This window comes from Pseudomonas sp. F220 (assembly GCF_057813935.1).
The window spans coordinates 1-1,302 of sequence record NZ_JBVASJ010000096.1 but is presented as its reverse complement, the minus strand read 5'-3'; the positions used below and the strand labels follow the sequence as shown (position 1 = coordinate 1,302).

Below are 1,302 nucleotides of genomic sequence, written 5' to 3'. Positions count from 1 at the left end.
AGTAATGAAATGGCTACCCCCGCCGCCCCCTGTGAACGCCCACTAAGCTTTCACAGGGGGCTCACCGGAGACCGTTGCCATGAACAAAGTAGATATTGCTGCCATCGACTTGGGAAAGCACTCCTTTCACCTGCATGCTCAAGATGATCGCGGTCATGAGCTTTACCGCAAAAAGTTTACTCGAGCGGCGCTCCTCCAACGCCTGGCGAACCTCGAGCCCTGCACCGTCGCGATGGAAGCCTGTGGCGGAGCCCATTTCATGGCGCGGGAAGTCGCCAAGTTGGGGCATACACCCAAGCTCATTGCGCCTCATCTCGTGCGTCCTTACGTGAAAAGCAACAAGAACGACTTCGCTGATGCCGAAGCAATTTGCGAGGCGGCGAGCCGTCCAAACATGCGCTTCGTTTCGCCCAAGACCGAAACGCAGCAAGCGCTGGCCATGCTCAATTCGATCCGTGACTCGTTCATCAAGGACCGCACAGCCACCGTCAATCGGATTCACGCCGGGCTGCTAGAGGTCGGGATCAGCCTGGCAGCAGGTTTCAAACCCATCAGAGAGCTGCCGATTCTGCTGGATGAGTGTTCATTTTCTCCGCGCATCAAAAAGCTGCTGATGTGGCTGCACAGCCACTTCAACTACCTGGACGGGCAGGTCAAAGCGTTGGACAAGGAAGTCGAGTGCCAGGCCGCTGAAGATGATCTGGCGGCTCGTTTGATGACCATGCCCTGCGTCGGGCCGATCACCTCCAGCGTCCTGGCTGCCGAATTGGGCGATGGCAAACAGTTCAAATGCGGACGAGGCTATTCGGCCTCGATCGGACTGGTGCCCAAACAGCATTCCACTGGTGGCAAGACCGTATTGTTGGGTATCAGCAAGCGCGGTGATCGGAACCAGAGGCGCCTGCTCATCCAGTGTGCCCGTGTTTACTTGATACAACTGGACCGACAGAAAGGCTGGCTGGCGGACTGGGTCCGGCGGCTATTGGCCCACCATCACTCCAACCATGTGGTCTGCGCGCTAGCCAATAAGCTGGCGAGGATCGCCTGGGCGATTGCGGCACACCACACTGAATTCGATGCAGGGCCAGCCGCGATGAACGCCTGACCCTGCTGTCACCCGAGCACCACCCACTTGGTTTTGCGATGCTGGATAACTGATGACGTGAACGGCTAACCGGCCTGACGACAACCCTGAGCTCCCATACGGCTGAAAGGCCGTTCTAGTAATTAGGATCGTCGGGCATCGATTCTCATCGAGGCGCGGGGCCACCACCCCACTCAGACGCCGGATAGATGAAAGCA

1 protein-coding gene is annotated in these 1,302 nt (G+C 58.0%); it reads left to right on the top strand.

From position 1 onward, the window contains the following. Nucleotides 1-79: 79 nt before the first annotated feature. A complete protein-coding gene (locus ACZYSM_RS29120) occupies nt 80-1,105 on the top strand; it encodes an IS110 family RNA-guided transposase (RefSeq protein WP_489077122.1) in 1,026 nt (341 codons plus the stop codon). Nucleotides 1,106-1,302 lie beyond the last annotated feature (197 nt).